This window comes from Vibrio sp. TBV020 (assembly GCF_046056895.1).
Taxonomy (GTDB): domain Bacteria; phylum Pseudomonadota; class Gammaproteobacteria; order Enterobacterales; family Vibrionaceae; genus Vibrio.
On the sequence record NZ_JBEEAQ010000001.1, the window covers coordinates 491085 to 511444 of the forward strand.

General features: G+C 44.1%; 20 protein-coding genes. 10 read left to right on the forward strand and 10 right to left on the reverse strand.

Features of this window, described 5'->3' with window-relative positions; translation table 11 throughout:
* Positions 1 to 3 precede the first annotated feature (3 nt).
* A complete protein-coding gene (locus AAFX28_RS02010) occupies positions 4 to 1617 on the forward strand; it encodes a polysaccharide lyase 6 family protein (RefSeq protein WP_408685163.1) in 1614 nt (537 codons plus the stop codon).
* A gap of 70 nt (positions 1618 to 1687) precedes the next feature.
* Here AAFX28_RS02010 and AAFX28_RS02015 read toward each other — a convergent pair whose 3' ends face one another.
* Positions 1688 to 2812 carry a M14-type cytosolic carboxypeptidase gene (locus AAFX28_RS02015; RefSeq protein ID WP_408685165.1) on the reverse strand — a complete coding sequence of 375 codons (1125 nt, stop codon included), beginning with the start codon at positions 2810 to 2812 and terminating at the stop codon, positions 1688 to 1690.
* Between the two features lie 280 nt (positions 2813 to 3092).
* Between AAFX28_RS02015 and AAFX28_RS02020 the strand changes: the two genes are divergently transcribed.
* Entirely contained in the window at positions 3093 to 4568 is a 1476-nt protein-coding gene (locus tag AAFX28_RS02020) for a peptide MFS transporter (protein ID WP_408685167.1), read from the forward strand.
* Between the two features lie 72 nt (positions 4569 to 4640).
* Here AAFX28_RS02020 and AAFX28_RS02025 read toward each other — a convergent pair whose 3' ends face one another.
* The 6 genes from AAFX28_RS02025 to AAFX28_RS02050 form a co-directional block, all read right to left on the reverse strand.
* Positions 4641 to 4997 carry a DUF3316 domain-containing protein gene (locus AAFX28_RS02025; RefSeq protein ID WP_408685169.1) on the reverse strand — a complete coding sequence of 119 codons (357 nt, stop codon included), beginning with the start codon at positions 4995 to 4997 and terminating at the stop codon, positions 4641 to 4643.
* Between the two features lie 350 nt (positions 4998 to 5347).
* Entirely contained in the window at positions 5348 to 6250 is a 903-nt protein-coding gene (locus tag AAFX28_RS02030) for an EamA family transporter (RefSeq protein ID WP_408685171.1), read from the reverse strand.
* A 64-nt stretch (positions 6251 to 6314) separates the two neighbouring features.
* A complete protein-coding gene (phnR, locus tag AAFX28_RS02035) occupies positions 6315 to 7019 on the reverse strand; it encodes a phosphonate utilization transcriptional regulator PhnR (protein WP_408685173.1) in 705 nt (234 codons plus the stop codon).
* Between the two features lie 9 nt (positions 7020 to 7028).
* On the reverse strand, positions 7029 to 8753 hold the full coding sequence (locus AAFX28_RS02040) for a putative 2-aminoethylphosphonate ABC transporter permease subunit (RefSeq protein ID WP_408686798.1): 1725 nt from the start codon (positions 8751 to 8753) through the stop codon (positions 7029 to 7031).
* A gap of 8 nt (positions 8754 to 8761) precedes the next feature.
* Complete coding sequence (locus tag AAFX28_RS02045; protein WP_408685175.1) at positions 8762 to 9868, reverse strand: putative 2-aminoethylphosphonate ABC transporter ATP-binding protein; 1107 nt, start codon at positions 9866 to 9868, stop codon at positions 8762 to 8764.
* A 148-nt stretch (positions 9869 to 10016) separates the two neighbouring features.
* On the reverse strand, positions 10017 to 11027 hold the full coding sequence (locus tag AAFX28_RS02050) for a putative 2-aminoethylphosphonate ABC transporter substrate-binding protein (RefSeq protein WP_408685177.1): 1011 nt from the start codon (positions 11025 to 11027) through the stop codon (positions 10017 to 10019).
* 266 nt (positions 11028 to 11293) lie between these two features.
* On the opposite strand from AAFX28_RS02050, the gene phnW reads away from it, so the two are divergent.
* The 3 genes from phnW to phnX all read left to right on the forward strand — a co-directional run bounded on the left by phnW (position 11294) and on the right by phnX (position 14708).
* A complete protein-coding gene (phnW, locus tag AAFX28_RS02055; protein WP_408685179.1) occupies positions 11294 to 12397 on the forward strand; it encodes a 2-aminoethylphosphonate--pyruvate transaminase in 1104 nt (367 codons plus the stop codon).
* 26 nt (positions 12398 to 12423) lie between these two features.
* Positions 12424 to 13803, forward strand: coding sequence for an aspartate aminotransferase family protein (locus tag AAFX28_RS02060; protein ID WP_408685181.1), 1380 nt, complete (start codon positions 12424 to 12426; stop codon positions 13801 to 13803).
* Positions 13804 to 13892: 89 nt separating this feature from the next.
* Positions 13893 to 14708 (forward strand): phosphonoacetaldehyde hydrolase, encoded by an 816-nt coding sequence (gene phnX, locus AAFX28_RS02065; protein ID WP_408685183.1) that lies wholly within the window; start codon positions 13893 to 13895, stop codon positions 14706 to 14708.
* A gap of 81 nt (positions 14709 to 14789) precedes the next feature.
* On the opposite strand, the gene AAFX28_RS02070 is transcribed toward phnX, so the two are convergent.
* The gene (locus AAFX28_RS02070) at positions 14790 to 15383 is read right to left on the reverse strand and encodes a DUF1294 domain-containing protein (protein WP_408685185.1); all 594 of its coding nucleotides are present in this window, start codon (positions 15381 to 15383) and stop codon (positions 14790 to 14792) included.
* Positions 15384 to 15597: 214 nt separating this feature from the next.
* On the opposite strand from AAFX28_RS02070, the gene AAFX28_RS02075 reads away from it, so the two are divergent.
* Both AAFX28_RS02075 and AAFX28_RS02080 read left to right on the forward strand, forming a co-directional pair.
* Complete coding sequence (locus AAFX28_RS02075) at positions 15598 to 15921, forward strand: hypothetical protein (protein WP_408685187.1); 324 nt, start codon at positions 15598 to 15600, stop codon at positions 15919 to 15921.
* A 59-nt stretch (positions 15922 to 15980) separates the two neighbouring features.
* A complete protein-coding gene (locus AAFX28_RS02080) occupies positions 15981 to 16667 on the forward strand; it encodes a helix-turn-helix transcriptional regulator (RefSeq protein ID WP_408685189.1) in 687 nt (228 codons plus the stop codon).
* Between the two features lie 7 nt (positions 16668 to 16674).
* On the opposite strand, the gene AAFX28_RS02085 is transcribed toward AAFX28_RS02080, so the two are convergent.
* A complete protein-coding gene (locus tag AAFX28_RS02085) occupies positions 16675 to 16890 on the reverse strand; it encodes a cold shock domain-containing protein (protein WP_408685191.1) in 216 nt (71 codons plus the stop codon).
* Between the two features lie 68 nt (positions 16891 to 16958).
* Positions 16959 to 17633, reverse strand: a complete 675-nt coding sequence (yjjG, locus tag AAFX28_RS02090) for a pyrimidine 5'-nucleotidase (RefSeq protein WP_408685192.1) — start codon at positions 17631 to 17633, stop codon at positions 16959 to 16961.
* A 267-nt stretch (positions 17634 to 17900) separates the two neighbouring features.
* Between yjjG and AAFX28_RS02095 the strand changes: the two genes are divergently transcribed.
* The 3 genes from AAFX28_RS02095 (at position 17901) to AAFX28_RS02105 (ending at position 20324) form a co-directional block, all read left to right on the forward strand.
* Positions 17901 to 18032: a hypothetical protein gene (locus tag AAFX28_RS02095; RefSeq protein ID WP_408685194.1), complete on the forward strand. Its 132-nt coding sequence runs from the start codon at positions 17901 to 17903 to the stop codon at positions 18030 to 18032.
* 271 nt (positions 18033 to 18303) lie between these two features.
* Positions 18304 to 19452: an L-threonine dehydrogenase gene (gene yiaY, locus AAFX28_RS02100; RefSeq protein WP_408685196.1), complete on the forward strand. Its 1149-nt coding sequence runs from the start codon at positions 18304 to 18306 to the stop codon at positions 19450 to 19452.
* A gap of 140 nt (positions 19453 to 19592) precedes the next feature.
* Positions 19593 to 20324, forward strand: coding sequence for a dienelactone hydrolase family protein (locus AAFX28_RS02105; protein ID WP_408685198.1), 732 nt, complete (start codon positions 19593 to 19595; stop codon positions 20322 to 20324).
* Positions 20325 to 20360 lie beyond the last annotated feature (36 nt).

The following is a 20360-nucleotide window of genomic DNA, read 5'->3' on the forward strand; positions in this document are numbered from 1 at the left end:
ATTATGAATAAAACCCTTATATCTAGCGTTATCGCTGCTTCCTTATCCGTTGTTGCCCTTTCTGGATGTTCAACGGCTTCTTCACCCCAAGAGCCTGCTTTTACTCAAGCGACTGAGGTTCAAGCAAGTGATATTACTCGTGACTACCTACTTGCAACCGACCGTCTGAGCACTGTGTCTGGCGAGAACCTCAAAGTGGTCGATGATACTGCTGTCCAAGCGCTAAAGAGCGAGTTAGAGAACGCGGAAGATGGCGCTACAATTACCATCCCAAACGGTAAGTACAACAACTTGGGCGTCGTTGAAGTCAGTGCAAACAACATCACGATACAAGCAGAGCAAGCAGGAGCGGTTTGGTTAACGGGCCTAGTGCAACTAAAACTGACGGGTGACGACATTACCCTAGACAGCTTAGTTTTTACTGAAGGCGGCCCTGCTGAGCGTTTTGGTGGAGTCAGAATGATGGGCGATCGCAACGTTCTGTCTAACTCTACCTTCTACTACTTTAACCATGATTACGAGTACCTCCCGGATGAACGTCGTGCTGAGTACCCTAAATACCTTTGGGTTTCGCTATGGGGGAAAGATGGCAAAGTGCTCAACAATCGTTTTGAAGGCAAGCAAAAGCGCGGCACCTTGATTGGTGTGCAGAAAGATGACACGCCAGACAATCACCTTATCGCAAACAACATCTTCCTTGATCAAAAGCCGAACCAATTCAATGAATTCGATATCAAAGAAGCGATCCGTTACAACGGCAACAGTTGGGAAGCGATTAGAATTGGTGATTCAAAGTCTTCTCAATGGGAGTCCAACTCTAAGTTCACCAACAACCTGATGATTGATATGGATGGCGAACGCGAGCTCATTTCGATTAAATCAGGTGGCAACGAGATCTCTGGCAACACCATATTTGAAAGTGCGTCGCTGATTTCGCTTCGTCACGGTAAAGCGAATACTGTCAGTGACAACGTCATTCTGGGTAACGAAAAGCTCCTGACTGGCGGTATGCGTATTTATGATGAAGACCACGTGATTGAGAATAACTACATCACTGGCACGCGCGGTCGAGATGGTAAGATCGAAGGAAATGCGGATCTCCGTGGCGGCATCGTTATCAACACAGGTATTATTGATGTGGCAAACGGCGAGACGCTAGACCAATCAGTAAAAGGAAAAGAACTCAACAAGCAATGGACACCTAAGAACGTCACCATTCGCAACAACACCCTTGTTGATACAGAATGGGGAATTGTCTACGGCAACCAGACTCACCGTGTGAGCCTATTTGACAACAGCGAAGTAGAAACCATCTACACAGGCGTCGATATCAAATTCGATCAGAATATCGTCGATAACACCCAATCGCCTCAATTTGTCAGTGTTCGCGCTACAGCTGACCACCCACTGGTTGGCCCAAGTTATGGCAATGACACTTATCTAGGAACCGTCACGCACTCAGAGCAAATCGGCAACTACAGTGCAAAACTGCCGCGGTTTGAGCAATTAGGATCATTTACTCAATACCAGGATGTCGGTGCCGACGTCTCTCGACTATCAGTAATTACGGCCAATACCGCTGGTCCTGATTACAAGCTCACTGATACAATTCAATAACGACAATCAGCATAATCCCAACGTATACAAAAAGTGCAGGTTTAACCCTGCACTTTTATTGTTGAGACTCTTAAACCTTATCAACAACAGCCAACGTTGCTGCAAGCATATCGTGGCCAAATTTGACACTGCGTTCTGGCGACCAACCGTAAAGTGGATCAGGATAATCATTGTTGTCTTTAAACGGCATTTCAATCGTGTAAGACAGACAATTGAATTGCTCGCCTACCCAATTAGAGCCAACGGTTAAATTCGCTTTGCCTGGCTCATCTTTGTCATAGCCATGCTCATCTTGGAATTCAGGCGTCACTGTATGTAGTGCCTGTTTGAACGCATTTTCTAAGTTAGCTAAACGCTCATCATACGACGGAATACCTTCAGAACCTGCTGCAAAATTGTATGGAATAGCTTCATCACCATGGATATCTAAGAACATATCAACGCCAGTTTCTAGCATACGCTCACGGACCAAGAACACTTCAGGGCTTCGCTCCATTGAAGGCGTCTGCCATTCGCGGTTCAAATTCACACCAATCGCATTACAGCGTAAGTGACCACGAATACCACCATCTGGGTTCATGTTCGGTACAACGTAAAGGACTGCATTTTCTAACAACGCACGTGCCGTGACATCATCTTCATCCAACAAGCGTTGAATTAGACCTTCCATAAACCATTCTGCCATGGTTTCACCTGGGTGCTGACGAGCGATCAACCAGATTTTCTTCTTGCCTTCTTCCTCTTCACCAAACTTAAGAAGACTCATATCATTACCATCAAGTGTATGGCCCAGCGTTTCTAATTGGCAATGGTGAGACGCTTGCGCCATATGTAGAAGATCAAGGTGGCGGTCATAAGTATAAGGTGCGAAGTAAGCGAAGTAGATTGAACCACGTTCAGGGATCACAGTAAAAGTCAGCTCATCGCCATCAAACTCAGCAGGAATTCGGAACCACTCTTCACGATCATAAGATGCAACTACATCGTACCCTTTCCACCCTTCTGGGTATGCTGAACCTTTCAAGTCAACAATTGAGATCGTATGAGACTGCTCAGCCTCGGTTTCTAAACGAAAGTGAAACCACTGATAGAACTCTGATTGATTGTCATTTGGAATCTTAAGTTGGATGGCATCTTTATTTTCAATACTGACAACTTCAATGCTACCACTATCGAAATTACTGAAAATCTTCATTGCGTTACATTCCTTACACATTTTGTACTGCGATTCGAGAGGCTACCACAAAGATAGCTGCTCAAAAATCTATTTGCAGAGGAGTTTTGTCAGCATTTGTTTAAACAAATATCCAACGCAAACGTTTTGGATCAAGTTCATTATAAAAATTTATGCGAATTTGAGAAAAAATCGTGCATCAATGATGAATTCTGCGATAATTGTTTCAATTTATAACATACCAGAACCGATAACATAAACAGATGTTAATTCTGTGTTATACCAACAAAATGAGACTATTATGTGGAATAAACTCAATAAATCAATGATGTTCTGCCAAGCAATGTTTGGCTTATCATTCTATGGTGTGATGGTTATATTGACCCGTTTCTTCTTAGAAGATCTTGGGTATAGTGAAGCGGATACCATGATGGTTGTCGGCGCCTTCTCTTCAATTGGACCACTGTTTGCGATTGCCGGCGGTTTTATAGCAGATAAGTTCCTTGGTGCCTACCGTTCTTTAACTATTGCCTACGGTACATTCGCAACGGGCTACACATTACTGGTTCTAGGTGCTTCAGCAACTAACGTTCCTATGGCTCTGGTTGGTATCGCTTTGGCAAGTTACGCTCGCGGTTTGATGTCTCCTTCTTACCCAAGTCTTTATAAGCGCACTTTTGCAACAGAAGAAGATTTTGAAAACGGTTACCCTGTAAACTACTCGGTAAACAACGTAGGCGCACTATTAGGCCAATACCTATTCCCTATGTTTGTATTAGTGATTGGTTTCCACGGCAGCTTTACACTATCAGCTGTAATGGCAGCGTTTGCTTTCGCTGTACTTATCATCTTTAACAAGCAGCTAGTGAGTGTCGGTGCTGACATCGATAAGAACGCTGTAAGTACTAAAAACTGGATTGCCTTCCTTGGTCTGTCAGCAGCAATGGTTGGACTGGTTTTCTTCATGTTCTCTAACATGGATATTGGCCAAAACATTGTATATGCGATTGGTGCAGCAGCGATCTTGTACTTCATTTCATTGATGGTTAAGTCAGGTAAATCAGATGCGCTAAAAATGGGCACGATTCTTATCATGACAGTATTAACAACGTGCTTCTTTGTATACTACGGTCAAATGATGACATCAATGACGATGGTAACTATCAACACAATGCGTGGTGATCTGTTTAACCTCATCCCTATTGCACCAGAAGCGTCGATGGCTATGAACCCTCTTTGGTGTATCGTTGCTGGTCCAGTTATCGCAATGACTTTCTCTTCACTAGAAAAGAAAGGCATCAACTTCTCGACTGCGACAAAGATCGGTTTTGCATTCATCTTCACTGCGATTGCTTTTGGTATCCTGACCATGGCAGTGATGAACATTGGTGAAGATGTGGTAATTCGCCCAGAAATCTTCCTAGCGATTCACTTCTTCCAAGCGTTTGCAGAAGTGATTGTAGGTAGCTTAGTCGTAGCATTCATTCTATCTGTAACGCCTAAACACATTGAAGGTTTCTCTGTTTCACTGTTTTCAGTAGCAATGGCTCTAAGTGGTATTGTAGGTGCAGTATTCTCGACTTCTATCGCGCTAGAAAAAGGCCAAGAAATTACACAAGAAGTTGTTCAAACTGTTTACGGTGATTACTTCCAACTGCTAACAGTACTCGCAGTGGTTATGGTCGCTATCGCACTTATCTCTTCAGTCATCATTCGTAAGATGCTGGAAGCTGCTCGTAAAGAAGAGCAACCAGAATTAGTCGAAGCAGAAAGCTAATCTTCACTTAATAGAAAACCCGAGCCGATGCTCGGGTTTTTTATTTAATTGCTAGCAAAAACTTAAATACATTTAGTCACGATCGCGAGCTTTATATTCATAGCTTACATTAATAACCGGTTGGTAAGCGATATTACCATCACTCGTTACTATTTCATTTACCGTAACATGTGAATTACGCACTTCGAATGAATTAACGTCTACTTGATTGTTTGATGAATAGTGTACTGAACGACTCAACTCATACGGAGACTTTTCGTTGATCTCCATGATCATGGTTTTGCCCGCGGCTAGAGCTGCATCTCTTGACCCAACAGCCTCACCATTCATTGACTCACTGCTGATAATGGTCTGAGACGCGCCACCCAAACCAGCTACTGCTACAGAACTAAACAACATTACGCTTGCTAAACTCGTTACCTTAATCATAACTGACTCCTTAGTTACCTTACCACTTCGCAACTGCGAAGCTATATAAAGTCGAGCTATACTCCACCGCTCGAATACCTATATGGTACGAACAATAAGACCTTAATGAATTAGAATTAATTGCACTTGTTATTCAATTTTTTTGAAATAAAGGAAAAAAGCAAAGTAATAAAAAAAGTAAGGAATTAGTGGCGTATAAAATGCTTAGATTATATAGATGATATAAATCATCAACTTATTACTTTGAGTCACAAACAAAGAAAGATCCTCTAACTAATTTTGTTAGAGCAAATAATTATATACTGGATGAAAAATATCATAATAGTTTTTTGACTTTATCTTCTGTCACCCTAAATTACAGTCAATACAAGCCCCGCGAAGATAAGCAAAGTACCTACTGAACGGGTAATTGAAAACTTTTCTCCTAAGAGCATCACCCCCATCACTAAGCCGAAGACAATGCTCAACTGACGAAGTGCCACCACATAGCTCACGTTACTGGTCATCGTCATCGCATACAGAACCAATCCATAAGTCGTAAGCATCATTGTTCCTGCAATCGCAGAAGGCTTCTTGATTTCCCATGCTTGTTGCACAACTTGCCACTGGCGTGTCGCTAAAATATATAGTCCAATAACCAAGGCAATGACCCAGAACTGAATGCCAAGATAGAACACTGCAGAATGGAGGCTGGTAATGTTATTAGGCAAAGGAACGTCAATAATTCTAAGTGCTTCTTTATCTAGTATCGAATAGCCGGTAGTGCCAACTGCTGCAATCACCGCCCAAACGACGCCAATAGAGAGGTAATCTGAAAGTCGCACCTGTTTGAATGAAGAAAGTGGAACAAATAAGCATCCTAAGGTGATCAATATAAACCCTAGCCATGCAGTTAGAGGTAATGATTGACCAAGTAACGCTGTTCCAACTCCAACCATCAATACAGGTAGAGCTCTCGCCACAGGGTAGATAACTCCAATATCACCATGCTTGTAGGCATGCCCTAAACCAATCAAGTAAATAACCTGAGCGACCCCACTGGCACAAAGTATCAACCAAAAGATCGAAGGCAAATTAGTAGGCCCTACTTGGCTTAAGTACCAAACAACAAATGGCGCCAATACAATAGATGCGGAAACACTACTCGCTAAGAAAAATGCCGTACCAGAAGATTTATTGCTTTTGCTGATCAAATTCCACCCAGCGTGAAGCAATGCAGAGACCACGACCAAACCGATCGCCCAAATCGACATATACAAGCCCTGTATGTCAGAAGAAAAAGGAAGGCTTTGAATGCACTCCAAAGCCTAAGGTTAGTTAATGCTGAAGCTCAGCGAGAGACTCAATACTGATCGCATCATGGCGCCAATACTCAATATCACAGTCAATCAATTCACCTTGTTGATTGTAGTTAATTCGTTCTACAACCATTGCGGGCGTCCCAGACGTTGCGCGGAGTGATTGAGCAATCTCCCCCAATAAACTACTGGTACTGATGCGATATCGGATTTTCTGATACACCACACCAAAGTGCTCTCGGTAGATATCGGTTAATGACTCTGAAAGATCGTAATCTAGTAGATTTGGAAAAAGCTCTGGTCGAATATAGTTTGTGACATAAACGACCGGTCGATCTTCTAGGTAACGAACTCTATCCACCCGAAAAACATCCGAGAATGGCTGGAGATTCAAAAGTCGTGATGCTTGTTTATCAGCAAGTATCCCTTTCGCCGCGATAAGTTCGGTTCTCGGCACTCGCTCTTGTGCCAGTGCCATATTGGTAAAGTTCAACGTTTGAGTCGGATCGTAACGCAAAGGTAATGGTGAGATAAACCATCCACGGCGATCTTCACGATAAATCCGCCCTTCCGCTTCTAAGAGAGACAATGCTTCTCTCAGTGTCACTCGAGTAGTATCAAACGACTCTGCCAACTTACGTTCTGCCGGAAGCTTCTGACGAGGCGAAAGCATCCCACTTTCAATCTGTTCAACGATTGAATCTTTAATCTTTACGTACTGCACGCGGTGTCCTTATCTTTTACGCCAAGCTTGAGTGCGATTTTCCAATAGTTTACCTAAAGTCATCTGAACAATCTTGGCAATTGCGGCAGAAATCATAATCATCACTGCCATTGCCGCCGCCGCACCAGTTTGACCTGCATCGTCCATATTCAAAATGGACACAGATGCCGGAATCGTATCGGTGGAATAAAGAAATACCACTGCTGACGTTGTCGTTAACGCATTGATAAATAAATAAGCGCCGATGTCCAGTATGGCTGGGATACAAACAGGCAATGTGACCTTAAAGAACAACTTGTATTGTGGCAACTTAACAGATGCAGCAGTAGCCTCAATTTCACTGGGTAATTGTTTAAGTGCAGTCAAGGCTGTCATATGCCCTACTGTGTAGTAGTGAACAACAGTGTTTATTACCAAGAATGCCATTGTGCCGTACAAAACATTCAAGGGATTATTCACATCATTGAAATAGAAAATGTACCCCAAACCTAGAACCATACCTGGCACGGCCATTGGTACAACACTCAGCATTTGCATTAATTGGCGGACAGGACCAAAAGCGCGTCCTTTTTCTATACAATATGCTCCTACGAATATCACTGCTGTACCAATTACCGCTGTCCATCCAGCAAGCGTTAAGGAGTTAAAGAAAGGACTCCAACCATAGGTACTCATCTCTGCAAAGTTGTAGTTGTTCAACGTTAACGCTTTGTTCCAAGGCCAGAAGGTCACAAGCGATCCATACACCGCCATACCTAGCACTGCGAGAACCGCAAATGAAATCAATAAACAATACAAAAAGCAGAAACTATCACGAGCTTTATTTGGTTCAGGTTGATAAGGGACCGAACGGGTATCAAACAAGCTCTTTTGCTTCTTTTGCACCCAACGGTCAGCACCAAAAGCAATCACAGCTGGGAATAGCAGCATAATGCTGGTCACTGCACCCATCGCAAAGTTTTGCTGTCCTACAACCTGCTTGAAAATGTCCGTTGCCAAAACATTGTAACTTCCGCCAATGATTTTAGGCACACCAAAGTCAGTAATAACCAAAGTAAAAACGACAATTAGGGTACTGATTACACCATACTTAGCCGCTGGCAGAGTCACCATAAAAAACGTCTTGAGTGACGATGTTTTCAATGCTCTTGCCGCTTCGTACAAACGAGCATCAGAGGTTTTCATTGACGTAGTTAAGATCATTAGTGCATGTGGGAATGTCCAAAAGATCAAACCCATTGAGATGCCCACAAGTCCATAAACGGAGTGCCCTGCCAATAGATCTTTCGCAATCCCCTGATTACCAAATAAAAAGATTAAGCTAATCGCAGGTAATAGCGACGGCGCTAGAATAGGCGCTGTTCCCAGAATTTGAAACAAGCCTTTAAATGGCATACAGCTGCGTGTCAGTGCATAGGCGTAACCAAACGCTAGTACTCCGACAGTAAAGGTGACAAGCAAACCCAAGGTAAAGGTATTACCCACTGATACCCAAAGACTAGAAGAAGAAAAGTAAGTCGCAAAGTTGTCGAAGCCTACGAATTCGCCCGCAGAGTTTTGCACACTCTTCGTCAACATCGCCCAAAGTGGCATCAGAATAAACAGCACCATCAAAGTCGATAATAGTGCCAATAAGCCAAACAATATCGCATTATCTCGGCTGATACGCCCTAACAGGGAGTGACTTTTCGCTTGTGATACTAAGCTATCCATCGTCATCGCTCTCGCTTCCATCATGTCACCTACGCTGCTAAAGCCTTTTGCTCACCTTTGCAGGCATACCCGTGAACACCTGAAGTAGCAAGTTGAATGTATCGAATGTCGCCTATTTTCATATCTGATTGATTGACAGTTTCCGCTGGCACATCTACACAAATCGTCTCATTACTTGAGTGGTGTTGCAGCACACAGTCAACTCGGAAAAACGCTCCTAAAAACTCAATAGCCGTCACTTTCACTGGCAAAGAATGAGAGTAGTGATCAACAAACTTAATGTCTTCAGGCCTTACAGCTAAGTCAAAACGCTCACCGCGTTGCATCTTACGATTGGTCAAACTTGGTAATGGCAATAAAGACTCGGCAATACGCATTTGAGTGTCTGTTGCGATTGAGGTTTCGATAAAGTTCATGCTTCCAACGAATTCAGCGACAAAGCGCGTAGCTGGTTGTTGGTAGATTTCTTGAGGTGTGCCAACTTGCTCAATCACGCCATGGTTCATCACAACGATACGGTCGGCCATCGACAGCGCTTCATCTTGATCGTGCGTAACCATGATGGTTGTGATGCCCAATTTGCGCTGCAATTTACAAATCTCGTCACGTAAGTGAACACGCACTTTTGCATCTAGCGCTGATAACGGTTCATCAAGTAGCAGTAGACCCGGTGATAGCGCCAATGCGCGAGCCAAAGCCACTCGCTGCTGTTGACCACCAGAAAGTTGATTAGGAAACTTTTCACCCGATGTCGGTAAACCAATAGTCTCTAACCAGTAATCCACCTTCTCTAGCGCTTCTTTGGTCGACATGCCTTGGTTCTTTAAACCAACCGCAATGTTCTCTTGCACAGTTAGATTTGGAAATAGCGCGTAAGATTGGAATACTATGCCAAAGTCGCGTTTCTCTGGGGGTAAGAATGTTGTCTCTTGACCATGCTGATAAATGGCACCAGATGTTGGTAAATCGAGCCCAGCGATGGCTCGAAGTAAGGTGGTTTTTCCACAGCCAGAAGGGCCGAGAAAACAGACAAATTCGCCTTTCTCTATTGCCAGTGAAATCTGTTTTAATGCTGTGAATTGACCAAATTGCTTCACAACATTTTCAATATTTAAGTAAGGTTGGTTAGATGACATAACACACTCTCCAAATGGTATATACCAACTTTAGTTTTGGAGTGTTACGTTCCAATGACAAATTTATAGCCAGAAGATGACAAATAGATGAAGGTAAAAAATCCACCTCAAGAGGTGGATTTCAGCAATCAATTCAAAGCAAGTTCAATTAAGACTTAGGCTCTGATTTCGCGTCAAACTTCGCAGACCATGCCGCGAGAATATCAGCACGCTTGCTGCCCATTTGCGCAAAGTCCATTTTCGCCATGTTCTCTTGTACGTTCGGGAAGTTAGAGACTGTCGCTTTCACTTCTTTATGTGCAACCACTGGGTACATTTCTACGTAAAGCTCGTTTGCCGCTTTTGAGATCGACCAGTCAACAACACGCTTCGCTGCATCAGACTCTTTTACTAGGCCTACTGCTTCAGATTCCCAGCCTATGCCTTTTGGTGTGATAACCGCTAGTGGTGCGCCCTGGGTTTTCAGTTTTGCACCACGGCTCGCCATCGAAATACCGATAGCCACTTCACCCATGCCCGCTTGAACACACGGCTTAGAACCAGAGTGCGTGTAGTGAGCAATGTTCTTGTCTAGGTCACGCATGTAGTTCCACGCCTGATCTTCACCCATGTTCTGCAGCCAAGCAGAAACTTGCATGTAACCAGTGCCTGATGAAGCAGGGTTCGGCATGGCAATGTGACCTTTGTAAACCGCCTTAGTTAGGTCTTCCCAAGACGTTGGTTTCGGTAGGTTAAGTTGTTTCGCTACCGCCTCGTTGAAACAAACTGCGTTAAAGAACGCATCGTTACCAAACCAAGCTTGATTTGATTGAGGGTCGTTTAGGTTCGCGTGCAGCTCTTCCAAACCTTTTGGTGTGTAAGGCTTAAGAAGACCTTCATCTTTTAGCAGTGCCATTGACGACCCAGCAAGACCCCAAACCACTTCTGCTTGAGGATTGTTCTTTTCTGCCAGCAATTTCGCCGTCATGATACCGGTTGAATCGCGAACCCACTTAATCTTGATATCTGGGTTATCTTTCTCAAACGCAGACTTGTACTTAGCAAGAATGTCCGTTTCGAAAGCCGTGTAAACCGTTACTTCCTGTGCAGCCATTGCATTTGTAGCTAGCAGAGATACAAGCGCAGCCAGCGTTCCTTTCATCAAGCGGTTTTTCATCATTTTCTCCAATTAGATGAGTAGTGTTTAAATTGGTCTGTACCAGTTAACGATTTACACCCTAAAAAACAAACGTGACGATTATATGAACGAAAAATGGCAGTTTTTAGACAATTTTAATCAACCAAATAAACAGAATTCAATTCCATATCAGAACTATGAAAGTTTTGTGAAATTGAAGATTCGCCTATTTACTGCCCTTTTCTTCCTCGCTAGAGTGAATCTGAAATTTGGTGTAGACCAATTTACCTATTCTGATGGAAATCGAGATGAAAAACGAATACCTACTATTGACTCCAGGTCCTCTATCTACTTCTGAAACGGTACGCGAAGCCATGTTAAAAGACTGGTGTACTTGGGATGATGAATACAACAAAGACATTGTAGAAGTGATCCGTACTAAGCTTGTAAAACTGGCGACGGAGCAAGATGGCTACACCAGCGTTTTAATGCAAGGTAGCGGCACAGCATCAGTAGAAGCAACGATTGGCAGCGCCATTGGCAAAGATGGAAAGCTGCTGGTTGTCGACAACGGTGCGTACGGTGCGCGTATCGCTCAGATCGCTGAATACCTAAATATTCCATGCCATGTAGTTTCCCCAGGCGAAACATCACAGCCGCACTTGAACGAAGTGGAAACTGCATTGGCATCGGATCCTGCGATCACACACGTGGCAATTGTTCACTGTGAGACAACCACTGGCATGCTGAATCCAATTGAGGCATTTGCTTCTGCAGCAAAAGCACACGGTAAAGTGGTGATTCTCGATGCCATGTCGAGCTTTGGTGGCATTCCTATCGATATCGCAGAGCTAGGCATCGATTTTATGATCAGCTCTGCAAACAAATGTATTCAAGGCGTACCGGGTTTTGGCTTTGTGATTGCAAAACAAACAGAGCTAGAAAAGTGCCAAGGTCAGGCACGTTCTTTGAGCCTTGATCTTTACGACCAGTGGCACTGCATGGAAGTGAACCACGGAAAATGGCGTTTTACCTCTCCAACGCACACGGTTCGCGCTTTCTACCAAGCATTGTTAGAGCTAGAACAAGAAGGCGGAATCGAAGCCCGTCACGACCGTTACCAGACTAACCAGAAAACATTGGTTGCTGGTATGCGCTCTTTGGGTTTCGAGCCACTACTGAGTAATGACCTACATTCCCCAATCATCACTTCTTTCTACTCTCCAACGCACAGTGATTACCAGTTCAAAGAGTTCTACACGCGTTTGAAAGAGCAAGGCTTCGTGATTTATCCGGGTAAGGTATCAAACGCAGATTGCTTCCGTATCGGCAACATTGGCGAAGTTTACCCAGCAGATATCGAGCGCTTAATCGGTGCGATTGAAAAAGCAATGTACTGGCAAGTTGCGTAAAGCAGCCTTCCGATTGAGAGAGCGTTATGACTCAGAATACACAACCAACGCATTTCCGTAGCGAAGGCGATGTCAACACAACACCTGCGCGCCAAGCTTGGAATGCATCGATGGACGACGAACGCACACAAGCTTTGTTAAAGCGCGATTCAGAGGTCTTTCTTCATCAAGCCATGTCGACGCCTTGCTTGGATACATTGGAAGCAGCAGAAGGCATCTACATCCAAGATGCTACCGGCAAAAAGTACATGGATTTCCATGGCAATAACGTCCACCAGTTGGGCTACGGTCATCCGCATGTGATCAAACGTGTGCAAGATCAAATTACCAAACTGCCGTTTTCACCGCGTCGTTTTACCAACGAGACCGTAATTGAATGTGCCGAAAAACTCACCCAAATCTGTGGCGGCGAATTGAACCGCGTGCTGTTTGCTCCGGGTGGCACATCTGCGGTTGGCATGGCACTTAAACTAGCGCGCCATATCACGGGCAACTACAAGGTGGTCTCTCTGTGGGATTCCTTCCACGGCGCATCGTTGGATGCCATCTCAGTGGGCGGCGAAGCGTGTTTTCGCCAAGGCATGGGACCATTAATGGCAGGCGTTGAACGCATTCCACCAGCGGTGTCTTACCGTGGCGCTTTCCCTGTCGCGGACGGCAGCGATGTGCATTACGCCGACTACCTTGAATACGTGATTGAGAAAGAAGGCGGCGTGGGCGCGTTTATCGCAGAAGCGGTTCGTAATACCGACGTACAAGTGCCAAGTAAAGCCTACTGGAAACGCATCCGTGAAATCTGTGACAAACACAATGTCATGCTGATCATAGACGACATCCCGAATGGCATGGGTCGCAGCGGTGAATGGTTTACCTACCAAGCCTACGACATCGAGCCAGATATGCTCTGTATCGGCAAAGGATTGGGCGGAGGCTTAGTGCCTATCGCAGCCATGGTAACCAAAGACAAATACAACACCGCTGAGCAGATCTCCATGGGTCATTACACTCATGAGAAAAGCCCTATTGGTTGCGCAGCAGCGTTAGCCACCATGGAAGCCATTGAGCAAGAAGGCTTGCTAGAGAAGGCAAAAGCCGACAGCCAATTCATACGTGAAAAGCTGCTAGAGATGAAAGCGAAATACCCAGTGATTGGTGATGTACGTGGTATCGGCATGTTATGGGGCATTGAACTGGTCACCGACCACGAAACCAAAGAACGTGCTTATGACGAAGCAGAAGCAGTGCTTTACCAATGCCTAAACAACGGTATGAGCTTCAAGGTTTCTCAAGGCAATGTGATTCAACTCAGCCCACCGCTGATCATCACTCGCGAACAACTGACAGAAGCGTTGGCGATCTTCGAAGAAGTCATCGCTAAAGTGTGCAATGACTTTAACTACTTTTAGGGTCAATAGACCTCAACAAAACCAATTTATTCAGAGCGCAGTTCCGACATGTAGGCAAGCGCTCTAGCAAGCAAGAAAAAGGATTGAACATGAACAACTCACCAATTCAAGCAGTGATCTTTGACTGGGCTGGCACTATCGTCGATTTCGGCTCTTTTGCACCAACTAGCATCTTTGTGGAAGCGTTCAAACAAGGCTTTGATTTCGAAATAAATCTAGAAGAAGCACGCGAACCAATGGGTCTTGGTAAGTGGGATCACATCCAAGCTGTGGGTCGCATTCCTGCGGTTGATAAGCGTTGGAATGAGAAGTTTGGTCGCTCAATGACCAGTGAAGATATCGACGCAATCTACGCGGCGTTTATGCCGCTGCAAAAAGCGAAAGTGGCTGACCATGCAGATCCAATTCTCAATGCAATTGAAGTTGTGAACGGTCTGAAAGACAAAGGCATCAAGATCGGCTCTTGTTCTGGTTACCCTCGCGAAGTTATGAACGTATTGATTCCAGTGGCGGCGGATTATGGCTACAAACCAGACTATGTAGTTGCAACGGATGACCTACCACAAGGTGGTCGCCCAGCACCATTTATGGCACTGAAAAACGTAATTGAGCTAAACGTAACTGACGTTAACGCGTGTATCAAAGTGGATGACGCCGCACCGGGCATCGATGAAGGTCATAACGCTGGTATGTGGACCGTTGGTCTGCTGCTTTCTGGTAACGAAGCAGGCTTAACGTTTGAAGAGTACCAAGCCGCAGACGAAGCGACGCTTAATGCTGCTCGTGAAAAGGCGCGAGCGAAGCTGATTAAAAGCTCACCTCATTACCTTATCGATACGATTGCCGACTTCCCAGAAGTCATTGCTGATATTGAACACCGCTTAGAGGCTGGAGAGCGTCCTTAATAACTAGCTGTGCCTTAAAACAGTAAGGCGCAAAATATTCTTTTTAATACAAAACAATAAAGGGCTCTAATGAGCCCTTTATCATGAAACTCGAATACTGTAGATCATTTCTTGTAATACCGTCGCTCCCTCAGTGGTCAGCGTCCAGCAGAAAAACATGATATTCAGAACAATCGTGGACCAAAACAGAAACTTAAACCCTAAGTCGTTATATTTGTGATGCATAAATGACTGAGCAAATAGAGCACCAATCCATCCTCCCAACAGGTTCAACACATGAAATGACACTTCCGGAATTCGCCACCCACCCGTCGTCATGGCATGTTTATCAAAAGCATACACAGCATAAGTCACGGTACTAACAGAAAAATAAAAAACACAACCAATCAGTGGAAAATCAAGTAATACAACGCTCCCCAATAAAGCACTACTGAACCATACCGCAATCGCAAGAGAAAAGTTGAAGACGATTGGTCTCTCTACTTGGACAGCTCTCATGCCACCACTACTGTCAGACCCTAATCGAAAAGTGACAGGTTCACTGACACAAGGAACTTGAGAGGAGTTTGCTAAATCACTTATATGGAACATGATTTGTGTATCTTGATTTTCGACAGAAATGTAACCGTAACCTTTATTTTGGTCCCAGTGTGCAATTGTGCCTTGTATAGACATGTTGGTTTCCTTACCTAGCAACTGGCCGCAATGAGCCATTTTTATTGTGTATTTTAATTAGCTATAGCACATATATTCTACAATGCGCATAATGGCGGGTGTTTTTTGTCTATTTCATGAGCTAAAACACTACTGACACATTCTGACAGTCACTTTGAATATCATGGTTTCGAGCTTAAGCAATACACCTAAAACTAGAGCCAAATAAGGAAATATGATGAAAAGTGTTATCGAAATTGTCCGTTTTAAATTGTTAAATAACGTACCAACAGAACAACTTATTACCGCTACAGAAAACAGTCAAAAGTTTGTGTCATCACTTGATGGCTTCGAGTACCGTTCGCTTAGTTTTGATCAAGAAACTGACACCTGGACTGACGTTGTCTATTGGGATTCGATGGAAAATGCGAAAGCAGCGGGCGACCAATTTATGTCCAGTAAGGAATGTGCGCCTCTATTGGCCCTCATTGACCCGGAGAGTGTCATCATGCAACATCAAACGATTATGATGAGTGATTTAGCAGCGAAATATTGCTAACCAACTGTCGAGAGAAGCCTTTTGTTGGCTTCTCTCTTTATACTAAGGAAGGATTCTGGGTGAGTAAATCTGAGCGCTTATTCGAGCTTTTGACACTATTACGTTCTAAGCGATATGCCGTCACAGCTGCACAACTCTCTGATCAGATGCAAGTCAGTGAGCGCACCATTTATAGAGATATACAGTCGTTAGTCGAATCTGGTGTTCCAATACAGGGGGAAGCCGGTGTTGGTTATATGCTTCAAGACGGCTCACACTTACCTCCTCTTATGTTTACTGATAAAGAGATGCTCGCGTTAGAACTAGGTATGCGGATGGTCCGTGCCTGGTCAGATGATGAATTGGCTCAAGCGTCACAATCTGCATCTGCCAAAATACTCTCTGTATTGCCAGATAAGTTAAAGCAACAAATGGAAAGTTTTCCTATTTTTGTGCCCGAAATTCATACGACTTCGGAATCCGCAAGACGGGGGAAAATGCTTCGCCACGCAACAGATGATCGACTAAAAATTGAAATCCTTTATTCTGACCAGAAAGGCGCTGAAACTCGTCGCTGTTTGCAGCCGCTTGGTCAAATATTTTGGGGGAAGGTATGGACGTTGGTCGCTTGGTGCGAGTTAAGAAATGCTTACCGACACTTTCGCATCGATAGAATCAGCCGCCTTACTATCCTTGATGAAAAGTTCGAGACCTCAACCACAAAGAATCTGGAACATTACCTTAAGCAGCACGCTCCAGACGCTTGAGACAGCACTATTTGTTTAAGGAAGGCGATATATTCAACGCAAGAAGACAGCCGCTAAGGTCTGATTCTACATCAAACTCCACAAGTTCATTGATGTGAGGCGCTATCGCTGACTTTTCGAAGTCCCTTATGTGGAAGAAAATTCTACCAATGTCATTTTCTTCCTCAATGAACCCATAACCATGACTAATATCTAGGTCAACGATTTTTCCAAGCATCGACATAAGCAACATTCCTATTCTCAGTACCTGCAGTTAGATACCGTCAACAACGCTACATGGATCACTTTGGATTACGCGAGCAGAATATTTTTCAACTCATGTAACGAACTCACCGTATAACTTGGTTCAATAGATGAATCGCGCTCATCACCCGCATGGTTTAGCCAACAAGTTTCGATACCAAAGTTAATTCCACCTAAGATGTCCGAATGCTGATTGTCTCCAACCATAAGAATTTTACTCTTACATTGCATTCCCATCTTTTCCAAAGCATGACTGAAAATAGCGAGGTCAGGTTTCGCTACCCCAACTTCTTCCGAAATAATCACATGCTCAAAGTATTGGCTCATACCTGTTCGCTCTAGTCGAATAGCCTGTAACTCTGTGAAACCATTGGTGATGATGCCCATTTTGGCCTTGCCATGTAGGCTATCCATTAGCTCTTTCGCTCCAGGCAAAAGAGTACAGATATCGGCCATTGCTTCAAGAAATGCACTATTTAGCTCTGAAGTAGTTGTCTCTAATTTGTCTGCCCACTCTTGGAATCGCGTGTGTTTTAGCTCATGAGCAGTAATCGTTCCATTTTGATAATCAACCCATAGCGGTTTATTCACAGTCTGATAATGGTTAAAGTCTTGTTCAGTGAAATCTACACCCTTACGTGAAAACATCAGCTGCATACCTTTAAATGCGTCAAAGTGAAACAGGGTTTCATCAGCATCAAACAAGATCCAATCGTATTTCATTCTTATCTCCTCAAAACTACGAAGACAGTCTAGATATTTCCAAATAAAAAGCGAGCTTTTACACTCGCTTATATAAATTCTGCCATAGAGACCGAATCAATCTCTTAACGGTTGTTCTGCTCTACACATGCTCAAAGATGTTGTGACCCCTCACTCACTATAAGATATTCGTTGCACTAGACGCCTATAAAATGACCTGCGACAAATACTACTCAATACATAAATCGCACAATCGACCTATCAACCTGTCCCGATGAGGTGCCCTTTATGAAACGATTTTTCCCTTCAAGTGTCATGCTTACTCCGTTTGTCGTAAGAAACTATGCCGAGGAAGAACCTGAAGAAATAACAACCAATGAAACAGAGAAAGAACAAGCAGAGCCTGAACACGAAGAGTAACACCGACTCATGGCCCGGCCCCAACTCGATGGCCGGGCCCCTCTTTCCTATGATGTGTTTTGCATAAACCCCTAAATATGTTGAGAAAACGATTGCGCTAACTCATTAATATTTAACACATTTGTTTACAGTCCATATCCCTAATGACCTACCTCACAGTTTTACCCCTACTACCACTTTTGTGGTATCAGATTTGTCTGAGATCAAATTTGACCTAGGGATATTTATGCGAACCTAAATGCAGTTAATTATATAAATATGGAGTAATCCAATGACAAGTGCATTCTTTATCCCTACTGTAAACCTCATGGGCGCTGGTTGCCTTAAAGACGCAACTGACAGTATTCAATCACAAGGCTTCAAAAAAGGTCTTATCGTTACAGACAAAATCTTGAGCCAAATCGGTATGGTTAAACAAGTACAAGATCTGTTAGCTGAACGTGATGTTGAGACTGTCGTATTTGATGGCACTCAGCCAAACCCAACTATTAGCAACGTAAATGATGGTTTAACTTTACTGACAGATAACGACTGTGATTTTGTCATTTCTCTTGGCGGTGGTTCACCACATGATTGTGCAAAAGGTATTGCTCTGGTTGCCTCCAATGGGGGCAAAATTGCCGACTACGAAGGTGTTGATCAGTCAGCGAAACCAATGTTGCCTCTTATTGCGATCAACACCACAGCGGGTACTGCTTCTGAAATGACTCGCTTCTGCATCATCACAGATGAAGAACGCCACATTAAGATGGCTATCGTTGATAAGCACACAACACCGTTAATCTCTGTAAATGATCCTGAGTTAATGCTGGCTAAACCTGCATCTCTGACAGCTGCAACTGGTATGGATGCACTAACTCACGCTGTTGAAGCATACGTTTCTATCGCTGCGACACCTATCACTGACGCTGTCGCTATCAAAGCAATCGAGATAATCCAAGCTTATCTACGCACAGCAGTGAAAAATGGCGAAGACATCGAAGCTCGTGAGCAAATGGCCTATGCTCAATTTATGGCAGGTATGGCATTTAACAACGCTTCTCTTGGCTATGTACACGCAATGGCGCATCAGTTGGGTGGCTTCTACGATCTACCACACGGTGTATGTAACGCTATTCTTCTACCTCACGTACAGCGATACAATGCGCAAGTATGTCCTGAGCGCTTACGTGACGTAGCGAAAGCAATGGGCGTGGACGTTGAAGGCATGACACCAGAGCAAGGAGCAAACGCGGCAATCGAAGCGATTGTTGAACTAGCGAAAGATGTTGGTATCCCTACTGGTATCAAAGAACTAGGAGCAAAATCTGAAGATATCGCCATTTTAGCTGACAACGCACTAAAAGATGCCTGCGGCTTTACTAACCCTAAGCAAGCAACGCACGAAGAAATCTCAGCTATTTTCGAAGCTGCGATGTAAACGAATTCTTTTCCTTGTAAGCAAGCCTCCTTCGGGAGGCTTTTTTGTTACTAGCATTCCATTTCATCGCCTGAAATTTACAGTGATCGCTTATCACTCCAATCTACGTACTACACTTCTACGACAAATGGAGGTGTTTTATGAAAATGGTATTGATTTGGGCTTCAGCACTTTTAACTAGTTTTGCTTTCGCTGGTTCAGACAAGATTTACAATGTAAATGGCAGTGAATACGAGGGATACTGGTCGAAAGTAGCAGATGATGCACCGCTGGTTCTGCTCGTTCACGATTGGGATGGCCTAACCGACTATGAGAAAAAACGAGCGGAAATGCTCAATGAACTTGGTTACAACGTATTTGCGGCTGACCTGTTTGGCAAAGGGGTCAGACCGACCGAGGTAAAAGATAAAAAGCAGCACACGGGAGAGCTATACAAAGACCGAGACAAATTGCGCACGCTAATGCAAGGTAGCCTAGATTATGCAGCCTCACTAGGCGGGGACGCAGACAATGTTGTGGTTATGGGCTACTGCTTTGGCGGCGCTGCAGTACTAGAATCAGCTCGTGCTGGTATGAAAGCGAAAGGGTTTGTCACTTTTCATGGCGGCTTAAGCACTCCTGATGGCCAGTCTTATGCAATGACCAAAGCGCCTATTCTAGTACTTCACGGTACGGCTGACACCGCTATTCCTATGTCACAATTTGCTACGCTGGCAGAGGAGCTAGAACAATCAAACGTCAAACATGAAATGATTACCTACAGCGGCGCACCTCATGCGTTTACCGTTTTTGGTAGCCCTAGATATCGTGAAGACGCTGACACCAAGTCATGGTCCAGCTTCACCGGTTTTCTTGCGATGCAGACCAAATAATCAGACACATAAAGCAAACGCCCGGTGTTTACACAT

Coding starts and splice junctions, on each gene's coding strand:
- AAFX28_RS02010 (WP_408685163.1), top strand. CDS start 4: ATGAATAAAACCCTTATATCTAGCGTTATCGCTGCTTCCTTATCCGTT.
- AAFX28_RS02015 (WP_408685165.1), bottom strand. CDS start 2,812: ATGAAGATTTTCAGTAATTTCGATAGTGGTAGCATTGAAGTTGTCAGT.
- AAFX28_RS02020 (WP_408685167.1), top strand. CDS start 3,093: ATGTGGAATAAACTCAATAAATCAATGATGTTCTGCCAAGCAATGTTT.
- AAFX28_RS02025 (WP_408685169.1), bottom strand. CDS start 4,997: ATGATTAAGGTAACGAGTTTAGCAAGCGTAATGTTGTTTAGTTCTGTA.
- AAFX28_RS02030 (WP_408685171.1), bottom strand. CDS start 6,250: ATGTCGATTTGGGCGATCGGTTTGGTCGTGGTCTCTGCATTGCTTCAC.
- AAFX28_RS02040 (WP_408686798.1), bottom strand. CDS start 8,753: ATGGAAGCGAGAGCGATGACGATGGATAGCTTAGTATCACAAGCGAAA.
- AAFX28_RS02045 (WP_408685175.1), bottom strand. CDS start 9,868: ATGTCATCTAACCAACCTTACTTAAATATTGAAAATGTTGTGAAGCAA.
- AAFX28_RS02050 (WP_408685177.1), bottom strand. CDS start 11,027: ATGATGAAAAACCGCTTGATGAAAGGAACGCTGGCTGCGCTTGTATCT.
- phnW (WP_408685179.1), top strand. CDS start 11,294: ATGAAAAACGAATACCTACTATTGACTCCAGGTCCTCTATCTACTTCT.
- AAFX28_RS02060 (WP_408685181.1), top strand. CDS start 12,424: ATGACTCAGAATACACAACCAACGCATTTCCGTAGCGAAGGCGATGTC.
- phnX (WP_408685183.1), top strand. CDS start 13,893: ATGAACAACTCACCAATTCAAGCAGTGATCTTTGACTGGGCTGGCACT.
- AAFX28_RS02070 (WP_408685185.1), bottom strand. CDS start 15,383: ATGTCTATACAAGGCACAATTGCACACTGGGACCAAAATAAAGGTTAC.
- AAFX28_RS02075 (WP_408685187.1), top strand. CDS start 15,598: ATGATGAAAAGTGTTATCGAAATTGTCCGTTTTAAATTGTTAAATAAC.
- AAFX28_RS02085 (WP_408685191.1), bottom strand. CDS start 16,890: ATGTCGATGCTTGGAAAAATCGTTGACCTAGATATTAGTCATGGTTAT.
- yjjG (WP_408685192.1), bottom strand. CDS start 17,633: ATGAAATACGATTGGATCTTGTTTGATGCTGATGAAACCCTGTTTCAC.
- AAFX28_RS02095 (WP_408685194.1), top strand. CDS start 17,901: ATGAAACGATTTTTCCCTTCAAGTGTCATGCTTACTCCGTTTGTCGTA.
- yiaY (WP_408685196.1), top strand. CDS start 18,304: ATGACAAGTGCATTCTTTATCCCTACTGTAAACCTCATGGGCGCTGGT.
- AAFX28_RS02105 (WP_408685198.1), top strand. CDS start 19,593: ATGAAAATGGTATTGATTTGGGCTTCAGCACTTTTAACTAGTTTTGCT.